The 17,345-nt window shown below is 71.8% G+C and carries 16 protein-coding genes; 9 read left to right on the top strand and 7 right to left on the bottom strand.

Annotation, left to right across the window (positions count from 1 at the left end):
• Nucleotides 1-108 precede the first annotated feature (108 nt).
• The 3 genes from ACQPZP_RS18560 (at nucleotide 109) to ACQPZP_RS18550 (ending at nucleotide 2,890) form a co-directional block, all read left to right on the top strand.
• Nucleotides 109-1,173, top strand: coding sequence for a phosphotransferase family protein (locus tag ACQPZP_RS18560; protein WP_433478865.1), 1,065 nt, complete (start codon nucleotides 109-111; stop codon nucleotides 1,171-1,173).
• 84 nt (nucleotides 1,174-1,257) lie between these two features.
• Entirely contained in the window at nucleotides 1,258-1,764 is a 507-nt protein-coding gene (locus ACQPZP_RS18555; protein ID WP_433478864.1) for a GNAT family N-acetyltransferase, read from the top strand.
• Nucleotides 1,765-1,951: 187 nt separating this feature from the next.
• Nucleotides 1,952-2,890: a TIGR03621 family F420-dependent LLM class oxidoreductase gene (locus ACQPZP_RS18550; protein ID WP_433478863.1), complete on the top strand. Its 939-nt coding sequence runs from the start codon at nucleotides 1,952-1,954 to the stop codon at nucleotides 2,888-2,890.
• Here ACQPZP_RS18550 and ACQPZP_RS18545 read toward each other — a convergent pair.
• Genes ACQPZP_RS18545 through ACQPZP_RS18535 form a run of 3 tightly spaced genes read right to left on the bottom strand, consistent with a single transcriptional unit; the run spans nucleotide 2,887 to nucleotide 6,510 of the window.
• Nucleotides 2,887-4,380 (bottom strand): sugar ABC transporter ATP-binding protein, encoded by a 1,494-nt coding sequence (locus tag ACQPZP_RS18545; protein ID WP_433478862.1) that lies wholly within the window; start codon nucleotides 4,378-4,380, stop codon nucleotides 2,887-2,889. The genes ACQPZP_RS18550 and ACQPZP_RS18545 overlap by 4 nt on opposite strands.
• 22 nt (nucleotides 4,381-4,402) lie before the next feature.
• Complete coding sequence (locus ACQPZP_RS18540; protein WP_433478861.1) at nucleotides 4,403-5,476, bottom strand: sugar ABC transporter substrate-binding protein; 1,074 nt, start codon at nucleotides 5,474-5,476, stop codon at nucleotides 4,403-4,405.
• Nucleotides 5,473-6,510: an ABC transporter permease gene (locus tag ACQPZP_RS18535; RefSeq protein WP_433478860.1), complete on the bottom strand. Its 1,038-nt coding sequence runs from the start codon at nucleotides 6,508-6,510 to the stop codon at nucleotides 5,473-5,475. The genes ACQPZP_RS18540 and ACQPZP_RS18535 overlap by 4 nt, the downstream gene beginning before the upstream one ends.
• Before the next feature lie 102 nt (nucleotides 6,511-6,612).
• On the opposite strand from ACQPZP_RS18535, the gene ACQPZP_RS18530 reads away from it, so the two are divergent.
• The 3 genes from ACQPZP_RS18530 (at nucleotide 6,613) to ACQPZP_RS18520 (ending at nucleotide 9,928) form a co-directional block, all read left to right on the top strand.
• The gene (locus ACQPZP_RS18530; protein ID WP_433478859.1) at nucleotides 6,613-7,365 is read left to right on the top strand and encodes an SDR family NAD(P)-dependent oxidoreductase; all 753 of its coding nucleotides are present in this window, start codon (nucleotides 6,613-6,615) and stop codon (nucleotides 7,363-7,365) included.
• A gap of 32 nt (nucleotides 7,366-7,397) precedes the next feature.
• The gene (locus tag ACQPZP_RS18525) at nucleotides 7,398-9,041 is read left to right on the top strand and encodes a thiamine pyrophosphate-binding protein (protein ID WP_433478858.1); all 1,644 of its coding nucleotides are present in this window, start codon (nucleotides 7,398-7,400) and stop codon (nucleotides 9,039-9,041) included.
• 62 nt (nucleotides 9,042-9,103) lie between these two features.
• Nucleotides 9,104-9,928 carry an IclR family transcriptional regulator gene (locus tag ACQPZP_RS18520; RefSeq protein ID WP_433478857.1) on the top strand — a complete coding sequence of 275 codons (825 nt, stop codon included), beginning with the start codon at nucleotides 9,104-9,106 and terminating at the stop codon, nucleotides 9,926-9,928.
• A gap of 140 nt (nucleotides 9,929-10,068) precedes the next feature.
• Here the strand turns inward: ACQPZP_RS18520 and ACQPZP_RS18515 are convergent, their stop codons facing one another.
• The 4 genes from ACQPZP_RS18515 to ACQPZP_RS18500 form a co-directional block, all read right to left on the bottom strand.
• Nucleotides 10,069-10,725, bottom strand: a complete 657-nt coding sequence (locus tag ACQPZP_RS18515; protein WP_433478856.1) for a hypothetical protein — start codon at nucleotides 10,723-10,725, stop codon at nucleotides 10,069-10,071.
• An 810-nt stretch (nucleotides 10,726-11,535) separates the two neighbouring features.
• A complete protein-coding gene (locus tag ACQPZP_RS18510) occupies nucleotides 11,536-11,979 on the bottom strand; it encodes a hypothetical protein (protein ID WP_433478855.1) in 444 nt (147 codons plus the stop codon).
• A gap of 134 nt (nucleotides 11,980-12,113) precedes the next feature.
• Nucleotides 12,114-12,881, bottom strand: a complete 768-nt coding sequence (locus tag ACQPZP_RS18505) for a siderophore-interacting protein (RefSeq protein WP_433479628.1) — start codon at nucleotides 12,879-12,881, stop codon at nucleotides 12,114-12,116.
• A 34-nt stretch (nucleotides 12,882-12,915) separates the two neighbouring features.
• Nucleotides 12,916-14,451, bottom strand: coding sequence for an MFS transporter (locus ACQPZP_RS18500; RefSeq protein ID WP_433478854.1), 1,536 nt, complete (start codon nucleotides 14,449-14,451; stop codon nucleotides 12,916-12,918).
• A gap of 151 nt (nucleotides 14,452-14,602) precedes the next feature.
• Between ACQPZP_RS18500 and ACQPZP_RS18495 the strand changes: the two genes are divergently transcribed.
• The 3 genes from ACQPZP_RS18495 to ACQPZP_RS18485 all read left to right on the top strand — a co-directional run bounded on the left by ACQPZP_RS18495 (nucleotide 14,603) and on the right by ACQPZP_RS18485 (nucleotide 17,218).
• Entirely contained in the window at nucleotides 14,603-15,523 is a 921-nt protein-coding gene (locus tag ACQPZP_RS18495; RefSeq protein WP_433478853.1) for a LysR family transcriptional regulator, read from the top strand.
• Entirely contained in the window at nucleotides 15,520-16,614 is a 1,095-nt protein-coding gene (locus ACQPZP_RS18490) for a winged helix DNA-binding domain-containing protein (protein WP_433478852.1), read from the top strand. Before ACQPZP_RS18495 ends, ACQPZP_RS18490 begins: the two co-directional genes overlap by 4 nt.
• Before the next feature lie 331 nt (nucleotides 16,615-16,945).
• Nucleotides 16,946-17,218: a hypothetical protein gene (locus ACQPZP_RS18485; protein WP_433478851.1), complete on the top strand. Its 273-nt coding sequence runs from the start codon at nucleotides 16,946-16,948 to the stop codon at nucleotides 17,216-17,218.
• Nucleotides 17,219-17,345: the final 127 nt, after the last annotated feature.

Here is a 17,345-nt window from a genome sequence, read left to right as displayed (position 1 = left end):
GCGAACCTCCTGAGGTCGTCTCCCCTCGATAATCGACGTACCTGAGCAAGTAATGCAAGTGCATGACTGTTACTCTCCGCTAGATCCACTGTCGGAAAGGGACCCGCCGTGCAGCCTGAGCAGATCGACCGCGCCCTCGTGGACTTCGGCGTCCTGGCCGGGTGGATGGACGGCCGCGGTCTTCCGGGCGGCCCCTTCGAGGACGTGGCGCCGCTGACCGGCGGAACGCAGAACACGCTGATCCGTTTCCGCCGCGGCGGCCGTGACTACGTGCTGCGACGCGGCCCGAGCCATCTGCGTGCGAGGACGAACGACGTCCTGCGCCGTGAGGCGCGCGTGCTGGCGGCGCTCGACGGCACCGACGTGCCCGCGCCGCGCCTCGTCGCCGCCTGCACGGACGAGTCGGTCATGGGCGGAGCGGTCTTCTACCTGATGACCCCGGTCGACGGCTTCAACGCGACGGTGGCGCTGCCCGGACTGCACGGCGGCGATGCGTCCGTCCGGCGCGAGATGGGCCTGAACGCCGCCCGTGCGCTGGCGGCGCTCGGCGCGGTCGACCACGAGGCCGCCGGCCTGGGCGACTTCGGCAGACCCGAGGGCTTCCTCGAACGGCAGGTGGGCCGCTGGATGTCCGAGCTCGACTCCTACGGCGCGCTGGACGGCTACCCCGGACCCGACATCCCCGGCCTCGACGGCGTCGCCCGGTGGCTCGACGACAACCGCCCCAAGACGTGGCGGCCGGGGATCCTGCACGGCGACTACCACCTGGCCAACCTGATGTACTCGTTCGACGGCCCCGAGGTCGCCGCGATCGTCGACTGGGAGATGTGCACGATCGGCGACCCGCTCCTGGACCTCGGCTGGCTGCTGGCCACCTGGCCCGACCGAGCCGACCAGAGCGCCGCGCTCGCCGGTCCGCTCGGCGCGGCCGGCGGGCTGTCGGCCGCCGACGAACTGGTGGCCGCCTACGCCGAGCGCGCGGACGCCGTCGCCGGACGCGACCTGTCGTCCATCATCTGGTACGCGGTCCTCGCCTGCTTCAAGCTGGGCATCGTCCTGGAGGGAACGCACGCTCGCGCGTTCGCCGGGAAGGCCCCCAAGGAGACCGGCGACCTGCTGCACTCGATCACCCTCGGCCTCTTCCAGCGCGCCCACGGCTTCATCGGCTCCTGACAACACCTCGCCGCACGCCGGGTACGTGCCCGGGTTGTCCCGCGATCAGGCGCCCTGCCAGGATCGGAGGGACGAGGAGGTGCGATGCGGATCCGCAAGGGCGGGCCCGGTGACGCGCCCGTGATGCTGGCGATGCTGGACGGGGCCGTGGCGTGGCTCGCCGCGAACGGCCGCACCGGCCAGTGGGGCAGCGAACCGTGGTCGGGTGACCCGCGGCGCGTGGAACGGATCACCGGCATGGCCCGCGACGACGAGATCTGGGTGGCGGAGGTGGACGGACGAGCCGCCGGTGTCATGGCGGTCGCCCCCGGGCCGCCGCACTACGTCGACCCGATCGACGAGCCGGAGCTGTACATCACCCTGCTGGTGACCGACCGCGCGTTCGCCGGGCACGGGGTGGGCGGCTCGCTCATAGCCAAAGCCAGGGACGAGGCCCGCGCGAAGGGCGCCGGCCTCCTCCGCGTCGACTGCTACGGCGGTGCCGACGGCCGGCTCGTGGAGTACTACCGGCGCAACGGGTTCGAGACGGTCGCGGCCTTCACGGTGGGCGACTGGCCGGGGCGGCTGCTGTCCCAGCGCGTCGGCGGCTGACCGTACGCGCCTTGCAAATCCGGGCGGCGCAACGCAGCCTGGAAGTGACCGGTGAGAACGGGGCAGTCGGTGACGCCCTTACGCCGCACGGACGGCGATCGAGCCGCTCGCCCCGTTCCGCCGGTCGGGCACCCTGATGTCGGATTCCTGCCAGCACGGCCGGCCGGCCACCGGGCACGCTCAGGGCATGCACAGGAACTTCCGCTTCGGCGTGGTGGGCGAGTCGATCCGCTCGGGCGCCGAACTGGCCGAGACCGCCCGCCGCGCCGAAGAACTCGGCTACGACGTCCTGACACTGCGGGACCACTTCGTCGCGGAGCCGTTCGGGGACCAGCTCGCGCCCATGGTCGCGCTGGCGTCCGCCGCGGCCGTCACGAGCACGCTGCGGCTCGGCACGATGGTCCTCTCCAACGACTTCCGGCACCCGGTGATGCTCGCCAAGGAGGCCGCCACCCTCGACCACCTGTCGGGCGGGAGATTCGAGCTGGGCGTCGGCGCGGGCTGGCTGCGCGACGAGTACGAGGCCGCCGGGATGGCCTTCGACCGGGCCGGAACGCGGGTCGGCCGGCTGGAGGAGGCGTTGCAGATCCTGCGGGGCCTGCTCGGCGGCGGCAAGACCACGTTCGCCGGCGAGCACTACCGGATCGACGGCCTGACGGTCTTCCCGCTCCCGGGACGGCGTCCGCCGCTCGTCGTCGGCGCCGGGAGCCGGCGCATGCTCGGCATCGCCGGGCGGCACGCCGACACCGTCGGCATCCTCCCCCGGGCTCTGCCGGAGGGGACGATCTCCGACGACATCTCCGAGCGGCTGCCCGACGCCATCGCCCGCAAGGTGGACTGGGTCCGCGAAGCCGCCGAGGGACGGGACGTCGAGCTGAGCATGATGGTGACGCCGACGTTCGGTCCCGATCCCGCCCGCGCCGCCGCCAGGATCGCGGTGACCCGCGGCTGGGGGACGTCGTCGGCCGGGCTCGTCCTCGGCATGCCGTCCCAGTTCGTCGGCCCGCCCGAGCACATCGCCGAGCAGATGCTGGCCCGCCGCGACCGGTTCGGCTTCACCTACTACCAGATCCCCGACACGGCCATGGAGGAGTTCGCGCCCGTCATCCCCCTGCTGACCGCCTAGACGGAGTCGGCGAAGCCGGCGTTCATGGCCAGGCTCAGCTCCGGCTCGGTGAGCCGGTCGCCCTCCAGGGTCCCGACGATCCGGCCGCGCTGGAGGACGACGACGCGATGGCACAGCTCGACCAGTCCGGCGAGGTCGCTGGAGGCGATGAGGACCACCTTCCCCTCGGCGGCCAGGCCGCGGACGATGTCATGGAGCTCGGTGCGGGCCCCGACGTCCACACCGCGCGTCGGGTCGTCCAGGGCGAGGACGGCCGGCGCGGCGTCCAGCCACTTGGCGAGGACCGCCTTCTGCTGGTTGCCGCCGCTGAGGTTCCCGGCGCGGTCGTGGACGTCGCCGCGCACCCGCAGTCGTTCCAGGCGCCCGCGGGAACGTTCGACAAGGCGGGAACGGCGCGGCATGAACCCGCCGCGCCCCTGCCCGAGCCAGCTCACGGACGTGATGTTCTCCCAGAGCGTCTTGTCGAGCATCAGCCCGCGTCCCTTGCGGTCGCCGGAGATGTAGGCGACGCCCGAGGTGACGGCGTGCCGGGCGGAGCGGGGCGACCGCCCGTCCGGCAGCCGGACGGAACCGGACGCCGGGCGGACCCGGCCGCACACGGCGTCGAGCACGGCGAGGTGGCCCGAGCCCTGCAGGCCCGCCAGCCCGACGATCTCACCGGCCTCCGCCGTCAGCGACACGTCGCGGAGCCGCCCGGGCACGGTGACGCCGGTGAGCGCGACCGCCGCCCCGCCGGGGCGGCGCGGGGCGGCTGCCCCGGGAGCCGCGTGCCGGGCGGGCTGCCCGAGCATCGCGGTGACCAGGGAGTCCAGGGCGACGTCGGCGACCGGCGCGCCCGGCAGCACGACCCGGCCGTCCCGCAGGACGGTGACCCGGGTCGCGACCCGCATGACCTCCTCCAGGAAGTGCGAGATGTAGAGGACCGCGAGGCCCCGCTCGGCCAGCCGCCGGGTGACGGCGGCGAGCCGGGCGGCGGCGTCGCGGGGCAGCGCCGAGGTGGGCTCGTCCAGGATCAGGACCCGGGGATCCTGCAGCAGGGCCCGGCAGATCTCCAGCAGCTGCCGGTCCGCGAGCGGCAGCTCACCGACCTTGGCGTGCGGCGGCGGATCCAGGCCCAGCTCGGCCAGGACCGGCTCCGCCAGCCGCCGCATCTCCCGCGTGCTGACGAGGCCGCCGCGGCGCGGCGCCCCGTACGGGAAGAGGTTCTCCAGCACGGTCAGGTCGTCGTAGGTCATCAGCTCCTGCGACACGATCGCGACGCCCTGCCCCGCGGCCTGCCGCGCGTCGGCGAACCGGACGGGCAGGCCGTCCAGTTCGACGGTCCCGCCCTCGGGCCGCACCACCCCTGAGATGATCTTCACGAGGGTGGACTTGCCGGCGCCGTTCTCGCCGACGAGAGCGTGCACCTCCCCCGCGTCCAGCGTGATGCCGACCCCGTCGAGGGCGGTGACCCCGCCGTAGTGCTTGACCAGGCCGGACGCGACGAGCATGGTCAGTACCTCCCGGTGCGCATCAGCGGGCCTCAGTCAGCGGCCGCATGCTCGCGTCCGGGTTCGCCAGCAGCTTGTCCAGCTGCGGCTTGTACCACTGGTAGGCGTTCTGCACGGTCTGCTGGCGCTTGACGATGTCGTCGATGTTGGACGCGTCCATCACCAGCCCGGGCGTCTTGAACCAGCCGTCCGGCAGCTTGCCGTCCTTCTCCCGCACCGACTTGATCAGGATCGCGGTCGCGACGTACCCCTTCAGGTAGTGCTCGGGGTCGACGCCGGCGAAGTTGGTGCCCTTCTTGATGTATTCGAGGGTCTTGGGGTCGACGTCGAAGCCGGCCGTGAGGTACGTGCCCTTCTTCTGCTCCTTGAGGCGGCCGAGGTTGTAGCTGTCGGCGTCCCCGACGCCGAGGAACGCCAGCGCGTTCGGGTTCGCGTTCACCTGCGACTGCCAGGCGCCGTAGTTCTGCGCCGGGTCGCTGTAGGTCTGGAACGGCCCGAGGACGCGCACGCCGGGCGCCAGCTTCGCGAACGTGTCCTTGATGCCCTTGGCCCGGCTGTCGAGGACGGGCGTCCCGGGGTTCGGCACCCCGACGACCACCGTGCCCTTGGCGTCCTTGCCGAGCTTCTTCACCGTCGCCTCGGCGAGCAGCCCGCCGAGCTCGTAGTTGTCGTTGCCGACGTAGAAGTTCACCTTGCTGCCATTGGTCGGCGCGGTGTCGAGCGCGACGATCGGGATGCCCTTGTCGACGGCCTGAGCGGCGGGCCGCGTGAAGATCGGCGGGTCGAGGTTCTCCAGCACGATCCCGTCCGGATGCGTGACCGTGAGGTTCTGGAAGAGCTGCTGCTCGGCGGGCCCGTCGGTGTTGGGCGGGCCGACGACCTTGAAGTCGACGTTCCCGGCCTGCCTGGACGCCTCGGTCGCGCCCTCGTACATCTCGCGGGCGAAGTTGAGGCTGTAGTTGGCGACGGCGATGCCCATCTTGAGCCGCCCGCTCTTGCCGGAGCCGCCGCCGTCTCCGCAGGACGCGGTGCTGAGCGCGGCGCCGAGCACGAGGGCGACGGCCGCCGCGACGGGTCCGCGTGGACGCGGGATCATGGGTTCCTCCCAGATGAGCGCAGGTCACGGACGCGGCGCAGCAGCGGCGCGGCGCCGACGGCGACGAGGATCACGCCACCGGTCGCGAAGGTCGTCCAGTTGATGGGGACCTCGAAGAACACCAGCGCCGCGGTGACGACGCCGAGGATGAGGGTGCCCGCCGCGGCGCCGAGGACGGAGCCGGTTCCGCCCTTCAGCGGGGTGCCGCCGATGATCGCCGCGGCGATGGCCGTGAGTTCGTAGCCCTGGCCGATGGTGGGGTCCCCGGCGATGAAGAACGCCAGGGCGAGGACGGCCGCGATGCCCGCCATGAGGCCCGACAGCGCCAGCGCGGCGATCCGGGTCCGGGTGACGGGCAGCCCGCCGAACTCGGCCGCCTCGGGGTTGGAGCCGATGGCCCGCACCCGCGCGCCGAACCTCGTCCGGGTGAACACGACCGTCAGGACCACGACGGCGAGCGCGAACACCCACACCGCGTTCGGCACGCCGAGCGACTCTCCGCCGCCCAGCACGGTGAACAACGCGTGGTCCTGCGGCAGGTCCGTGATCTGCTTGCCCTCGGCGAGCGCCAGCCCGACGCCGCGGAGCAGCATCGACGTGGCGAGCGTGACGATGAACGAAGGCAGCCGCAGATACGTCGTGACCGCCCCGTTGAGCGCGCCCACCAGCGCGGAGAGGGCCAGCACCGCGAGGGCCGCGAGCCACGGGTTCCAGCCGTCCCGGATCAGCAGCGCCCCCACGACGACGCCCATCGCGTACATCCCGCCGACCGACAGGTCGACCTCCCGCATCGCGAGCGCGAACACCATCCCGCACGCCATCAGCCCGACGTAGACGGAGTTGTGCGCGGTCGTCAGCAGGTTGCCGGTGCGCAGGAAGTCCGGCTGGAAGAGGCCGACGCCCAGCACCAGCAGGACGAGCACGCCGACGACGCCGGCCTCGTCGGGGACCGGGCGGCGGCCCCGCGGCCGCACCGGGGCCTTCGCCTCGTCGTTCTCCGAGGCCTGCGGGGCCGCGGGCTTTCGTACGGACATGCGGCGAGCATGTGACCCGCGCCACGCCATCACAAGGAAGCCGTTTCAATGAGTGAAAACGCGGTCTTGCCGGGGTGGCGGAGGTGTCGCACGCTGCCGTCCATGACCGAGACGCCGTCGATGAACGGAACGCGGCGGGTCGCGCTCGTGACCGGTGCGGCGGGCGGGCTGGGGCGCGAGTTCGCGATCGCCCTGGCCGCCCGCGGGCACCGGGTCGCAGGCCTCGACCTCGCCGACCAGTCGGGCACCGCTGAGGCGGCCGGCGACCGATTCCACCCCGTCCGGGCGGACGTGACGGATCCGGAGGAGGTCGAGGCCGCCGTGGATGAGGCCGCCGCCCGGTTCGGCGGCCTGCACATCGTGGTGAACAACGCCGGGATCTATCCGCCGCTGGACTTCGAGAAGACGACGCTGGAGGACTGGCGGCGGATCATGCGGGTCAACCTGGACGGCCCGTTCCTGGTGTCCCGCGCCGCGCTCCCCCACCTGAAGGCCGCCGGCTGGGGTCGGATCGTCAACATCGCCTCCGCCGTGGTGTTCCTCGGGCCGCCCGACCTGGTCGCCTACACGACGTCCAAGGCCGGTCTCGTCGGCTTCACGCGGGCTCTGGCGAGCGCGGTCGGCCCGCACGGGATCACCGTGAACGCGATCGCGCCCGGACTCACCCGGACCGAGACGGCGGCGCGGACGACGGGCGCGGACGGCGGATTCGAGCGGGTGCGCGACGCCCAGATCGTGCGGGCCGTCGAGGAGCCCGGCGACCTCGTGTCGACGCTGCTGTACGTGTGCGACGAGGGCAGCGGTTTCCTCACCGGCCAGACGATCAACATCGACGGCGGCTCGGCCAAGCACTGAGCCGCCCGCACCGGACCACCGGAAGGCGGGACATGAGGCCGATCGAGGCACTGCTGGAGATCGCCCGGGACGAGGGCGTGACGCGGATCTTCGGCAATCCCGGCACGACCGAGCTCCCCCTCATGGACGCACTGGTGGAGGCGCCCGACCTGCCCTACGTGCTCGGGTTGCAGGAGGCGTCCGTGGTGGCGATGGCCGACGGGTACGCGCGGGCGTCGCACCGGACGTCGATGGTCAGCCTGCACGTCGCGGCGGGCGTCGCCAACGGGCTGATCGGGATGCTGAACGCGCTGCGGTCCCGGACGCCGATGGTCATCGTCGCGGGGCAGCAGGACAGGCGGCATCTCCTCCAGGACCCGATGCTGTCCGGCGACCTGGTCGGCCTCGCGTCGGCCGCGACGAAGCAGGCCGTGGAGGTGCGGCACGCCTACGACCTGCCGATCGCGCTCAGGCGCGCGTTCGCGCTCGCGGCGCGGCCCCCGGCGGGGCCGGTCCTGGTGTCGGTCCCCATGGACCTGCTGGAGGAGGACACCGAGGTCGAGGTACCGGCTCGCTCCCCGGTGACCGGTCCGGGCGCGGCCGAGGCCGGCGCCGCCGCGGCGCTGCTCGCCCGCGCGGAACGCCCGGTGGTCATCGCGGGCGACGGGGTGGGGCGGGCCGGCGCGGTGGCCGATCTGGTGGCGGTCGCGGAGCGGCTCGGCGCGGCCGTCCACCACCAGCCGATGAACGACGGCATCGACTTCCCCACCGGCCATCCGCTGTACGCGGGGATGCTCGCGCCCCGCAACGCGGTCATCCGGGAGACGCTGGCCGCATACGACGCGGCGCTCATCGTGGGATGCCACGCGTTCATGCCGCACCACTACACGCCCGGCCCGGCCGTCCCGGACGGGCTCGCGATCGTGCAGGTGGACGAGGACCCGGCGGAGATCGGCCGGAACTTCGCCGTCCGGCACGGCCTGACGGGCGATCTGGCGGGAACGCTGCGGGCGCTCGCCGGTCACCTGGACGGACGGGTCCCGTCCGCACGGGAACGCGCCAAGCGTCTCGGCGCCGGGCACGCCCGGGCGAGGCACGACGTGGACGCGGCCGCGCGGGCGGCGTACGGGCCGTCCCCGCTGGATCCGCGCGCCGCCGCCCACGCCGTCGCGGCCGGTCTGCCCGAGGGGGCGATCGTGGTCGAGGAGGCGATCACCATCGGGCTGAGGCTGCGCGCGGTGCTGCGCCAGGACCGGCCCGGCTCTTACGTCCACACGGTCGGCGGCGGCCTCGGGTGGGGCATCGGCGCGGCGGTCGGCACCCGGATGGCGGCCCGGGGGCGTCCGGTGGTCGCGGTGCTCGGCGACGGATGCGCGATGTTCGGCGTCCAGGGCCTGTGGAGCGCGGCCCGGTACGAGGTTCCCGTGGCGTTCGTCGTGATGAACAACGGCGAGTACCGCACCCTGAAGGACACCCTCGACGAAGGAGGCGGCGCCTCGGCCAAGCACGGGCGCTACATCGGCATGGACCTCGCTCCCCCGGCGCTCGACTGGCCGAGCGCCGCACGGCTGTTCGGCGTCGACGCTGTGCGGGCGGGGTCGGCGGACGAGTTGCGGGACGCGGTCGCCGGCGCCAAGGACCTGTCCGCGCCGCTGCTCATCGAGGCGCCGGTCACCGGGCACGGGGAGGGGTCGTGACGAGGGCCGCCGCCGGCTCCCGGGCCCTTGCCGGCCGGATCGATCGCGGACACCATCCTGGTATGGACGAGCCGGGCTTCGACGGGCAGGGCATGGACGTGCGGGCCGCGGGCGGAGAGCCACCGCGATCGGTGCTGGCGCGCGGGCTCAGCCTGCTGGACGCCTTCGGCTCCGCCGACACCGAGCTGAACCTGACCGAACTCGCCGCCCGCACCGGGCTGCCGAAACCGACCGCGCACCGGCTGCTCGGCGAGCTGGTGCGGTGGGGCGGGGTCGAGCGCACCGAGTCCGGCTACCGGCTCAGCATGCGGCTGTTCGTGCTCGGGCAGCGCGCACCCCGTCCGCGGGGGCTGCGCGAGGCCGCGCTCCCCTACCTGGAGGACCTTTACGAGGCGACGCACGAGAACATTCACCTGGCCGTACTCGACGGGACGGACACCCTGTTCCTGGAGAAGGTCACCGGGCGCCGGTCGATGCCGATCGTGTCCCGGGTGGGCGGGCGGCTCCCCGCGTACTGCACCGCGACCGGGAAGCTGTTCCTCGCCATGGGGCCCCCTGAGCGGCTGGAGAGGGTGCTCGCGGCCGGGCTCGTCCGTTACACACCGCACACGATCATCATGCCGGGGCTGCTGCGGCGGGAGCTGGCCCGCACCTCCGACCGCGGCTACGCGGTCAACCGGGAGGAGTCGGAGGCCGGGGTATCCGCCGTGGCGGCACCGATCCTCGACCACCGGCGCCGGGTGATCGCCGCGATCTCCATCACGGGGAACGTGTGCCGGCTGGACCTCGACCGGCTCGCCCCGGCCGTGCGGACGGCGGCGCGGGCGCTGTCGAGGGAGTTGGCGCGGGAGAGCGCGGGCGGACTGAAAATGGGGATTCCCCGGTGATCTTTCGATACCGGGGAATCCCCATTCTCCATGCACCGGCAGCCCTGTGCCGGGTCTGTGAGCGGCCTCACGAATCGTTCGTGGGCGGGCTCACGTCGCTATGGTGAGCCATTTCACGAAACGGTTCGCGGAATCTCGGGTCAGGACCCGAAAGGCTGCGGCTTGCCCTTCTTCCCGGCGCCGTGGCCCCAGGAGAGGACCTCCCACTTGACGCCCTTCAGGTGACCCTCGCCGCTGCCTGCGTTGTACTTGCTGGCGGGCTTCTTGCCGTCCAGCAGATACCGGAAGGTGTAGGTGTCGAGGTCGAGCATGACGCCGCGGTGCGACGGCTCGCCGGGCCCGCGGTCGCCGATGAAGCCGGTGACGCTGCGGCCGTTGTAGGTGACCTTGACCTTGGTGTGCATGGGCCAGCTCGGGCTGGAGAAGAGACCCTTCTGCATGGGCTTGCCACCGGCGGGGGCGCCGGTGTCGCCGTTCACGCCGGACCCGTCGTCCCAGAAGTAGGACGCGATGGTCTTGCCGCTGAGCAGGACCTTCGGGCCCTTCTTGACGGTCTTGCCGTCCTTGGAGCTGCTCTTGGCGTCCTTGGCCGCGGGCTTGGCCTGGCGCTTCTCGGTGCTCTTGGGGGTGTGCTGCTGCGGGGCCTCGTGCTTCTGCGAGGCCACGGCCTGCTGCGAGAGGAGCTGCTTCGGGGGAGCGGAGTCGTCACTGGCGGCGGCTACGCCGGCCACCAGCATGCCCGCGAGGGCGGTGCCGGTGACGCCGGTCAGGACGACATTGATCGCTCGCTGCTGCATGAAATTCCTTCGGTCGGGGTACAGGGCTGCCGTTCAGCACCGGACCGCGCGCAGGTCACGCGCCTGTCGTCCGGGCAGGAGAGAACGGCTCCGAGACTCGGGACTCGGAAGACGCCGCCGCGATGAAGGCCCGCTTGGAACGCTCCACAGGCATGGTGGAGCGCGCCCGTGCTCGGCAGCGCGCGTCCGTCCTTTGGACGTGCGTGCAACACGGACTTGGGTGAAGCGGGAAGAATGCCGACCGGGGGCTCATGGGCCCAGCACGGTGCGCGGCTGCTGCATGGGACGGCCGCGTTCGGCGAAGGGGATCCCGCCTGGCGGGCGGGAGGCGACGGCTATGCGATTGGCCAGGTCAACGGTTCTTTGACCCTGACCTGGGGTTGACTATATACGGCATTACCGTACTTTCGCCAAACGGGGGATTTCTTTACCTTTGGATAGGTAGATCTTTTTGCCGAGCACTACCCCGGATCGCCTTTCGCGTAGGGGCTCCGGGCCGGTCGGCCGCCCACCGCCCCACAGAAAAAGGATCTTGGAATCCTTGGGACTTTGCGGTGCCGCGGGCGGCATGCCACGGACAGCCAACAGCGGGCAAGGCATCAGCGGCGCAGAGTGTGGGCACACGTGAAGACCCGTCACCACGGGCCGGAGGACCGCACGAAGAAGGGCCCGCTCACAGGGGCAGGCCACCGATCCGGCACGTGGCGCCCTCGGCAGCGGGCAAGGGCCTTACGGTCCGGCTGCGGTCGCGGCGCCGGACCCGCCGGGACGCCCGTACGACAAGGGGTCGAACGTCAGCGGGGCGTCGCCTCAGTGCGTGGGGTAGGCCGACGGCACGAGCGGCGTGGGGCCGGTCCCGCCGGTGAACACCTGTTGGGGTGCGACGAACGGTGACTCCGCGTAAGCGGGCTCCCCGTACGGGGCGGCCGCCGCGACGATGGGTCCCTGCGCGGCGGGGACGGCCTGGGCCGCGGGCGGCGGCACGTGCGGCGGCACGTGGGAGCCGTCGGCCCGGCGCGGCTCCGCGGCGGGCACGCCGCCCGGCGCCGCGCGGCGCTCGGCCAGCACGGCCATGAGCGCGCGGGCGGTCTCGGCGTCCATCCTCAGCAGGACGCTCGGCATGCCGGCCTGGTCGACGAACGGGGATACCGAGGGCGGGGAGGGCAACTGCGGAAGAGCCGCCCGCATCTCCTCGCGGAGATCCTGGGCCAGCCGCAGCGCCTGTCGGTCACTGTCGCTCAAGTGTGCGGTCATCGCGATCTCCGGGGAGTTCACGTGCGGGGGTCCGGGGCAATCCTGCTAGGGATGGCGTGCAGGTGCAAGGGCTGATGCACGTGCATTTCAAGAAATATCGCCCCGTAACCCCCGCGCCGGTCGATCGTTCCCGATCACTCCATCCCACGTTTGCCGGGCGTCCAGAACGGCTTGACCAGCACTGATCGTCGATCCCAGCCGCGTTCCCGGACGAGGTGCGCCCGTACGGCCTGCACGGTGCGTGCCTCCCCGGCCACGTAGGCGAATCCCGGTTCCGGAGGCAGATCCAGATCGCGCACGGCGTCCACGAGGGTCGCGGAGTTCGCGGCCGGTGCGTCGCCGCGGTGCCGCCAGGTCAACTCCTCTTCCCTCGGCAGCGGCAGCCGGTCCTCGGGCCGGGAGATCTCGATCACACCGTGCACCGGCTCGCCCGGCGGTGTGATCCGCAGCATGGCGCCGAACGGGACCGACGCCGTCTCCTCGCCGGCGAACAGGTGGTAGGAGGCGGGGCGCAGCCCGAACGTTCCCTCCGGCCGGCCGAAGACGATCTCCTGCCCGGGCCGCAGATCACCCGCCCAGCGCGCGCCGGGGCCGCCGGCCTCGTGGTCCATGACGCAGAGTTCCATGACCCCGGCGGACGCGTCGTACTCCCACACCGAGTAGGTCCGCAGCGCGTTGCGGACGGCCCCGCTGACCCACGTCCGGGCGGACGTGACGTCCGCCACGTGCACCCGGACCTGCTGCCCGGGCGTCCAGGCCAGGCCCGGCACGCCGCCGACGCGGATCCACCGCATGCGACCCGGTGCGGGCCGAACGTCCTCGACGCGGCCGCGGACGAACATGAGGTCGAGCAGGCGCCCGCGCACGCCGCGCGCCGGCGCGCTCTCCTCCGTTGACACCATCACCCCTCCAGGCTGTCGCGATATATCTCGACAGTCACGATATATCTTCATCTACGCTCGTTCCAGGGAACCGGCGATCCCGGCGAGGAAGGCCTGGCAGGACGAGGAGGGCCCCCAGCGCGACGGCCACCGCCACAACCCTGAAACCCGCCGCCATCGCGCTCGTGAACGCCTCGACCACCTGCGCGTGCATCCGGGGGCCGGCGTCCGCCGCAGCCGCGGCGGCCAGCGCCTCACCCGCCGAATGGGCGTGCCCGCCGAGTTCGGGCGGCAGGCCGCCGGCGAACCGGCCGGCGAGCACCGTCCCGAGGACGGCGACACCGAGGGCGCTGCCGATCTCGCGGGCCGCGCTGTTCAGCCCGGACCCCAGACCCGCGCGTTCGGGAGGAAGGGCGGACATCACGCCGACCGACAGGGGTGGGACGCACAGGCCCATGCCGACGGACAGGATGACCATGTCGGCCGCGTAGAGCCCGTACGGCGTCGACGCGTCCGCCAGGGAAAGCAGGCCGAGACCGGCGGCCAGCGTCAGCATCCCCGCCGCGAACACCGGCCGGTCCCCGAACCGCTGCGCCAGGCCGACGCTCCGCCTGCTGATCACGATCATCCCGACCACGAGCGGCGCGATCGCGACACCGGTGAGCAGCGGCGAGTACCCCTTGACGAACTGCAGGTACTGGGCGTTGACGAAGAAGAGCGCGAACAGCCCGAAGAACGCCAGCCCGATCCCGAGCACGCCGCTGCGCAGCGGGGCGATGGCGAAGACGCGCGGGTCCAGCAGCGGATGGCGGGCGCGCAGCGCGTACAGGGCGAAGACCGTCATGAGCAGGACCGCGCCGGCGAAGCCGCCGAGCACCGGGAGCGAGGACCAGCCGCGCTCGGGTCCCTCGATGATGCCGAAGAGCAGGGTGAACAGGGCGGTGGTGAGGATCGCCGCGCCCACGAGATCAAGGTCGGCCGCGTGGCGCTCCCCGCGCGGTGCCAGCCACGCGACGAGGAGGGCGAGGCCGGCGGCCAGAGGCGCGCCCGCCAGGAAGAGCCCCTGCCACGGCAGCCACTGCAGGGCCGCTCCCCCGCCGAGGTTTCCGACGGCTCCGGCGACGCCGGTGGCGGCCGTCCAGGTCGCGATGGCGTGGGGACGCCGTTGCGGCGGGGTTACCTGCAGCAGCAGCGAGAGGCTCGCCGGCATGATCAGGGCGGCGCCCACGCCGGTCACGAACCGTCCGCCCAGCAGGACGGCGACCCCCGGCGCGGCGGCCGACAGCAGGCAGCCGGCCGCGAAGACGGCGAGTCCGGACAGCAGGACCCCCTTGCGCCCGCAACGGTCGCCGAGCGCGCCGGCGGGGATCAGCAGGCAGCCGAACACCAGGACGTAGGAGTCGACGATCCACAGCAGCCCGGTGGAGGACGGGCTCAGCGAACTCGCCGACAGCTTGGGGATCGACAGGTTGACGGCGGCGACCATGGCCACGACCAGCACCACGCACGCCGACATCAGCGGCGTCATGGCGCGCCCCCTGTACGGGGCGGTTCCGGGCGGCGCGGCGCCGCGGACGGCATCGAGCGTCATCAGTGAGTCCTCGGAGTCGTTCGGGGGACGCGCGTCATCGCGTCCTACTGGAGAGGCGGAGGGGGATATCCGGGCCGCGCGCGCCGCCTCCGCGATCTCCAACGTAGGCTTGCGGTGACTTGCTTTCAAATGCATCTTTTGCACGTGAGGAATGCGTCTGGTGCAATCGAGAATGGACCTTAACCTGCTCATCGCGCTCGACGCGCTGCTGGAGGAAGGGAGCGTGACCGGCGCCGCGGAACGCCTGCATCTGTCGGGCCCCGCGATGAGCCGGACGCTGGGACGGATCCGGAAGGCGCTCGGTGACCCGGTTCTCGTCCGGTCCGGTCGTGCCATGGCGCCGACCCCGCGCGCGCTTGCGATCCGTGCTGAAGTACACGAACTCGTGCAGCGCGCGCAGACGCTCTTCTCTGCTGACGACGATCTCGATGTCGCGACGCTGTCGGGCAGCTTCACCCTCCAGGCCGATGAGGGCACCGTCGCCGTCCTTGCCGGGCCCCTCTTGGAACATGTGGCACGTGAGGCCCCGGGCGTGACCCTGAGGTTCCTCGGAGAGGGGCCGCGGGACGACTATCTGCTCCGTCGAGACACCGTCGATCTGGAGATCGGTGTCATCGGCCCAGGGCAGCCACCCGAGACCCGGGTCGAGCTGCTCCTGGAAGACCGGTTCGTGTCTGTCGTGCGCCCGGAGCATCCGCTTGCAGGCCGGGACGTGACACTGGACGAGTGGGCAGGGGCCGTGCAGATCACGTCCACCCGGCGCGGGCGCGTGTCCGGTCCGATCGACGAGCTGCTCGCCGAGACGGGCCGCGCGCGGCGCCTTGCGGGAACGGTGCCGACGGTGACAGCGGCGTTGATGATCGTCCAAGAGGCCGACCTGCTGGGATTCGCCGCCGAGCGGCTGCATCGACGGCTGATGGACCGCCTTGGGCTCGTCCGCGTCCCCGTTCCCTTCGAACTGCCGCCCCTCGTGCTCTCCCTGGGATGGCACGCGCGATACGACGCCGACCCTGCTCACGCGTGGTTGCGGCGCTCCGTCCGGGACGTCATTACCGGCATCCTGGAGGAATGACGGAGACCCTGAACGTCCAGGCCCTGAACCGGGCGACGCTGGCACGGCAGTTGCTGCTCGCGCGGGAGCCTCTCCCAGTGGCCGAGGCGGTGGAACGCCTGTGCGGGATGCAGGCTCAGGAGCCGAAGCCGCCGTTTCTGGGCCTGTGGACGCGGCTGGACGGATTCCGGGCGTCCGATCTGCACGCCGCGTTGCAGGATCGGTCGCTGGTGCGTGCCACCGTGATGCGCGCCACGTTGCACCTGATGACGGCCTCGGACTACACGGCGTTCCGAACGACCATGCAGCCGATGTTGGACGGCGCCCTGCGCGTACTGGGCGATCGGGGCAAGGGACTGGATCTGCGGAAGGTCGTCCCTGCGGCACGGTCGCTTCTGGAGGAGGAGCCCCGGACGTTCAACGATGTACGCGCGCTGCTGCAGGAACGGTTCCCGGATGTCAACGACCGTGCCCTCGGGTACGCCGTCCGGCTGTGCGTACCGCTGGTCATGGTTCCGACGGAGGACAGGTGGGGCTTTCCCCGTACGTCGCGCTTCACATTGGCCGACACGTGGCTGGAGAGCGGGCCGGTGGCCGAGGACGCGATCGATGAACTGATGCTCCGCTACCTCGCGGCCTACGGGCCGGCGTCCGCCGCCGACGCGCAGACGTGGTGCGGACTGGCCTCCTCTGGTGAAGCCCTGGAACGCCTGCGTCCCCGCCTTCGCGTCTTCTCCGACGACAAGGGCCGGGAGCTGTTCGATCTACCGGACGCACCGCGCCCCGATGAGGACGTCCCCGCACCCGCACGCTTCCTGCCCGAGTTCGACAGCCTCGTCCTCGCGCACGCCGACCGAAGGCGCATCATCGCCGACGCCCACCGGCCCATGCTCACCACCAAGAACCTCCGCGTCCGTGCCGTGTTCCTCTGGGAAGGCTTCGCCCGCGGGATCTGGGAGACGGAGTACAAGCGGAAGGTCGCCACACTGCGGATGCGTCCGTTCGAAGCGCTCCCCCCGACGGCGGTCGACGAGCTTTCCGCCGAAGGTGAGGCGTTGCTGCGTTTCCTGGAGCCGGAGGCCAAAGAGACCGTCGTCGCCGTTGAGGCCTAAGGCGCTTGAAGCCCGGCAAGCCGCTTGAAGCCTGGCGGCGAGGCACGATTTAGGCGAACACCTCATCCTCCGTCAGCCCGGCCTCACGCACCGCGCCTTTCCGAATTGTGTTCGGTTCTGCGTGGCCGGCCCTATCGATCCAGACGAGATCGGCGGAAGCGACCGACCCCCGCCACATGCGGACATGACGCTGCGAGCGTGGACAACTTCGAATAGTGATCAATCCGATACCTGCTCTGATTGAAAGATCCATCAAATGAGCGCAAGCTGTGTCCGACGTCTGGAATGCCCCGCCCGTTCCTTCCGACCGACCGCCGACAGGACACGACTCATGTTCGAGATCTGGGAGACGAGTGAGCCTGCGCGGCTCATCAGTGATGCGGGGAGCCTGAAGGTCGCACTGGAGAAGGTCGACACCATGTGCAGGCTGCGGCACGACCAGGCCGTGGCCCACGTCGGCGAGGCCGGCGAGGGCTACCACTTCGAAATCAGGGACCACGACGGGAAGGCCCTCGCCAGGCTGAGCTACGTCCCGGACACGTCCCGCGCGTACCAGAGCGTCGTGGTGGAGGAGATGCGCGGCGAGGAGCACAGAGCCGGGTAGGCGCCCCCACCCAGCAGCCCCTGGCCGTCTGGCGGCCAGGGGCTTTCTCATTCCGCGCTCTGGCCTGCACGCGGTTTCCGGCCGGGAACGGCGAGTCTTGTCGCCGCCGGATGGCAGGATGCGTCCT

This window comes from Spirillospora sp. CA-142024 (genome assembly GCF_050942325.1).
Classification (GTDB): Bacteria; Actinomycetota; Actinomycetes; order Streptosporangiales; family Streptosporangiaceae; genus Spirillospora.
Note: the sequence above shows the minus strand (reverse complement) of the source record. Positions and strands in the feature narration are given on the sequence as shown.